The sequence below is a fragment of the Tateyamaria sp. genome (assembly GCF_059783535.1).
Genome location: NZ_JBYNDP010000122.1, coordinates 5,500 through 10,196, shown reverse-complemented (window position 1 = coordinate 10,196; position 4,697 = coordinate 5,500). Strand labels below are relative to the sequence as shown.

Sequence of the window (4,697 nt, the reverse complement as noted above, 5' to 3'; positions counted from 1 at the left end):
TGGGTGCAATACATGCCGTTCGACAGGTACAGCCCTTCAAGCGCCGTGTTGGCAGCCGGATCGATCTGGACCTCGGCCTCCCATGTAAAGGGCACGTTGGGCACGTCGCAGATCAAGCCTTCGTCCGTGAGGGTTGGTTTGACGGTTTCGCCGTCGATCTTGGCTGAAATCAGCGAAAGGTTTTCGCCGTGCAGGAAAAACGTCTTGTCCGTTGCGTCCGGGTTTGGTGAGAACTTGATGCGCGATGTGACCCGTGTGGCCGAAGGGGCCAGGTCGAAGGTCAGATGCACCTCATCCACAACATAGCCGAAGGGTGTGTAGTCCTTGAGGTAGATCGTCTGTGGGGATGCGTCGCGCATGGGGTCGCCTTTGTGGTCCAGTGTTGCGCGGACGGTAGGCCGATGGCGCGGCAGCGGCAAGAGTGTCGCGGGCGGGTTGGCAAGGATGTGTTCACCGCTAGCTTTGGGCGGATGAGGACGGTGGTATGGTTCAAACGGGATTTGCGGGTGACAGATCACCCAGCGCTTGCACGGGCAGCGGCGCAAGGGGATGTGATCCCTCTTTATGTATTTGAGCCGAAATATTGGGCGCAGCCGGACGTATCGGGCCGTCAGTTCGCCTTTGTGCGTGAGAGCGTTGACGACCTGGCCGTCGATCTGGCGTGGCTTGGTGTGCCTTTGGTGGTACGGGTCGGGCGCGTCGTGGATGTGCTGGCCGATCTTCATGCACGTGTCGGATTTGATGCGCTGGTTAGTCACGAGGAAACGGGCAGTGCTTGGACCTTTGCCCGCGATCGCGAGGTGGCTGCGTGGTGTAGGGACAGTGGTGTGGCGTTGGAAGAGTTGGCGCAGTCCGGCGTGGTCCGCCGTCTGAACGGCCGCGATGGCTGGGCCAAGCAGCGCAACGCTTTTTTGCGCCTGCCGCAGGTGGATGTCCCCGCGGGGATCACGGGACCTGTGGTGCCGTCGGATGATGTTCCGCCCTTGGTGGCAGGTGATCATTGTCCGGAACGGCAGTTGGGTGGGCGTCAGATGGCGTTGTCCCTGTTGGGGTCATTTCTGACGGAGCGGGGGCAACACTATCGCAAGGATATGTCGTCACCTTTGACCGGTGAGTGGTCTTGTTCCCGGTTGTCTCCGTACCTGGCCTTCGGGTGTTTGTCGGGGCGCGAGGCGTCACAGGCCGCTGCCGCGCGCCAGCGTGAGGTGAAGGGCACGCGGGAAGGGTGGGGCGGATCGCTGAAGTCCTTTCAGGCAAGGCTCGCCTGGCGGGATCACTTCATGCAGAAGCTCGAGGACGAACCGGCGCTTGAGCACCGCTGCCTCCATTCCGCTTACGAGGGTTTGCGACCAAAAGTGCCGGATGCGGAACGGCTCGCAGCTTGGGAGAAGGGCGAGACCGGCATCCCATTTGTCGATGCCTGTATGCGGTATCTGGCGGCGACGGGATGGATGAACTTTCGGATGCGGTCGATGTTGATGGCCGTTGCGTCCTATCACCTGTGGCTCGACTGGCGGGTAACGGGGCTGCATCTGGCGCGGCAGTTCACCGATTTTGAGCCGGGCATTCACTGGCCACAATGCCAGATGCAATCGGGGACCACGGGCATGAACACCGTCCGCATCTACAACCCGATCAAGCAAGGGAAGGATCAGGACCCGACCGGTGTGTTTACGCGTAGTTGGTGCCCTGAACTGGCGCGCGTGCCGGATGCGTTCTTGCAGGAACCGTGGAAGTGGGACGGGGCGGGGACGCTGCTGGGCAAGACCTATCCTGCACCTGTCGTCGAGGTGCCTGAGGCGGCCCGTGAAGCGCGCAACAAGGTTTGGGCTGTGCGGCGCGGTGGGGCATTTCGGGAAGAGGCGCAGCGTGTTGTGCACAAGCACGCCAGTCGGAAGGACCCGCAGGGGCACTTTGTTGATGATCGCGCGCCAAGGCGGCGCAAGGCATCGGTGTCTCCAGCCAATGACCGCCGACAGATGGGGTTCGATTTCTGATGGGCCGGATGCGCAAGAAGGCGGACCTGCCTGAAAAAACATGTCCGGTTTGCAATCGTCCGTTCACGTGGCGAAAGAAGTGGGAAAGGGTCTGGGACGAGGTGAAATATTGCTCGGATCGGTGCCGTCGTGATGCGCGGACAGAGGCGTCGCAGCGGCCTTGAGCCGATTTGTCCCCGCGGGGACAAGCTTTTCGGTCAGCTCAGTGAATTTTCATGGGTTTGTGAAAGTGCCGATGGATCAACGGGTTGACCCATCGCACGGTGTGTTTTGGGGATTTTAACCACCGGGAACGCACACTGCACCCCGAGAGGGGGCGGCACTTTGTTTGGTCGCGACAGCGGCCGCTCATCCATCAGCGATGATCGCCTCGTTAGACGTCGCCCGGCGTTGATCCGAGCGACGTACGGTTCGAGCCAAGACGACATTGTAGGGTGGGGCCGATCACTGCGGTCTTGGTCCTATGCCGCGATACATTTCCGACAAACGCAGCCGCCTTCTGCAACGCGGTCTAGGCAAAAATCTCTTTGAACCTATCGACACATAGTCGAAAGCCCTCTTCGAAGTTGCCATTGCCCGGATGGTACACGCTTTCAAAGGAAATCACGCCGTCATAGCCATCGTCCCGCAGGGCGTTTGCCATCGGCTCAAACTGGTCCGCGAGCTGGCCTTCGCCCATGCGGCGCACTTCAAGGGTGGCGCGCGGTGTGTCGACCATGACATCCTTTATGTGGACATGGCCCAGATAGCCCCCGCGAATTTCTTCGTAGCCATCGGGGTAGGCGCGTTCATGGCACCAGCAATTATTGCCCGGGTCCCAAAGCACTTTCAGCGTGTCCTTGGCGTCCAGATCGTCAATGAGTTTACGCGCCGTATAGCAGGAATTCACAAGCGTACCGTTGCCCGTCTCAACACCCAGAACCACCCCTTCGGATTTTGCGAGTTCAACGGCTGGGGCGATCAGCGGCGGCATCGTGTCCCAGACCCCGTGGGCGACATTCCATTTTTCGGCGCCATGGCTGCCCCAAAGGATCTGTTCCTTGCGTTGGGTCATGATGCGAACCAGCGGTGCGCCGACGACATGTGCCATGTCGATGACCCGTTTGAGCGCATCCATGTGCTGGTTGTGCAGTGCATCACCCGGTCGGTTGGCCGCCGTCATTCCTGCAAATATGTGACGCGAGAGACAGGACACGGGCTTGCCCCGGTCGCGCAGAAGGCTGTTTATCTCGGCGATCTCCGCCCTTGAGTGATCGCCTACCTCGGTGTCGCCGACGAATTGCAGCTCGGCATATTCGAGGTCAAATTCATCCATCACATCGATGGCGTGCTTAAGATCACGGCTGATGCCGTCGCAAATGACGCCCAGTTTCATGTCGACCCCTCCGGAGTGCGGTGCAACTCGGCGCCGACGATGTCTTCGATAACGCGGGTGCACACCCAATTGTCACCGTCCGGGTATTTCGATTTGCCCGCCTGGAAAATCTGCATGGCGGCCGAGGCGGTGTGCATGGGCACGCCAAGATTGGATGCCAGTTCAAGAGATATGGTGAGGTCCTTGTGCATGGTCGAGATATGACTGCCTGTGCCTTCGAATTGCCTGTCGATGATGTGCTCCAGTGCCGTGTTTGCCACGCCGCAGCCTGCACCGGAGGTCGAGAAGACGCGCAACAGGGCATCGCCGGGTACGCCCGCCTTTGCGGCAAGGGCGCTGGCCTCGAACGTGGCGGAAAAGATCGACCCGATCAGCGTTTGCAGGCAGGCTTTCATGGTTTGCCCTTCGCCTGCCTTAATGCCGACGTGATGGATGGTTGCCGAGACTGCTTTCATGACCGAGGCGTTGGCCTCAAGCACAGCAGCATCGGCTGCGGCCATCATGGTGAGCGTTCCGTTCTGCGCGCCTGCGAAGCCGCCGGATACGGGGCTGTCAATCAGATACACGCCTGACCCTGTCATGGCTTGACCGATCTCCTGCGCCTCTGCCGGTTTTATTGTCGCCGTGAGGATGACTGATCCGCCGGGGGACATGTTGGCGGCAAGCCCGTTGGGGCCAAGAATGACCGATTTGACCTGATCACCGTTCATCACCATCACGAAGACACAGTCAGACTGTGCCCCGATCTCTGCCGGGCTGTGTGCCGGGGTGCCTCCCATCTTTTCAAACTGGGCCATGCGATCTGTGCTCAGATCGAGACCCCAGGTTTGAAACCCATTTCCAATGAGGTTCTTGGCAAGGCCGCTGCCCATGTCGCCAAGTCCCACTACGCCTACGGTTTTCATAAAAACCTCCCGCTGTTTTAGGCAGCCGCATCCAAATGCGGGCTGACATTTCGAAAAGACGCCAAGGGGCATCCAATTTCGCGGGGATTTCACACGCCGGTGTGCGGCGTTGGGCGAGTCCGGAAGACACCCCGCTGCCCAGTTAAGTGAGGTGAGGGAAGCCTGAATCGTGGATTTCTGCAAGAAAAATTGGGTTTGTATGGATACCACGTCTTTAAGCATTGATCGCAAAGGGGCGCCGAGCGCGGGCCGGTACAGAGGTGTTTTCGCGCGCTGTGCGCGTGTACTTGAGGTCTTGTGACGCTGCACTTTTGAGCTGGAAAATGGTATTGGTAAATTTTTTTGACCAATGATGTTTACGATAGGAAACTTTTTCTCTAAGCCTTGCGATGAGTCGTAATCCAAGGCCAGGAGGGCATC

At 59.4% G+C, this 4,697-nt stretch carries 5 protein-coding genes and 1 pseudogene; 2 read left to right on the top strand and 4 right to left on the bottom strand.

All coding sequences use genetic code 11. The features are described from left to right. A pseudogene (locus tag AC6RA8_RS17975) lies at positions 1-359 on the bottom strand (aminopeptidase N); the annotation flags it as partial. A gap of 111 nt (positions 360-470) precedes the next feature. On the opposite strand from AC6RA8_RS17975, the gene AC6RA8_RS17970 reads away from it, so the two are divergent. Beyond that, positions 471-1,997 carry a cryptochrome/deoxyribodipyrimidine photo-lyase family protein gene (locus AC6RA8_RS17970; RefSeq protein WP_500354549.1) on the top strand — a complete coding sequence of 509 codons (1,527 nt, stop codon included), beginning with the start codon at positions 471-473 and terminating at the stop codon, positions 1,995-1,997. Continuing rightward, positions 1,997-2,161, top strand: a complete 165-nt coding sequence (locus AC6RA8_RS17965) for a DUF2256 domain-containing protein (RefSeq protein ID WP_500354547.1) — start codon at positions 1,997-1,999, stop codon at positions 2,159-2,161. The genes AC6RA8_RS17970 and AC6RA8_RS17965 overlap by 1 nt, the downstream gene beginning before the upstream one ends. Before the next feature lie 347 nt (positions 2,162-2,508). Here the strand turns inward: AC6RA8_RS17965 and AC6RA8_RS17960 are convergent, their stop codons facing one another. The 3 genes from AC6RA8_RS17960 to AC6RA8_RS17950 form a co-directional block, all read right to left on the bottom strand. After that, the gene (locus AC6RA8_RS17960; protein WP_500354546.1) at positions 2,509-3,372 is read right to left on the bottom strand and encodes a sugar phosphate isomerase/epimerase family protein; all 864 of its coding nucleotides are present in this window, start codon (positions 3,370-3,372) and stop codon (positions 2,509-2,511) included. Then, a complete protein-coding gene (locus tag AC6RA8_RS17955) occupies positions 3,369-4,349 on the bottom strand; it encodes an NAD(P)-dependent oxidoreductase (RefSeq protein ID WP_500354544.1) in 981 nt (326 codons plus the stop codon). The genes AC6RA8_RS17960 and AC6RA8_RS17955 overlap by 4 nt, the downstream gene beginning before the upstream one ends. 142 nt (positions 4,350-4,491) lie before the next feature. Further along, on the bottom strand, positions 4,492-4,697 hold a 206-nt coding region (locus AC6RA8_RS17950), incomplete at its 5' end, for a hypothetical protein (protein WP_500354542.1).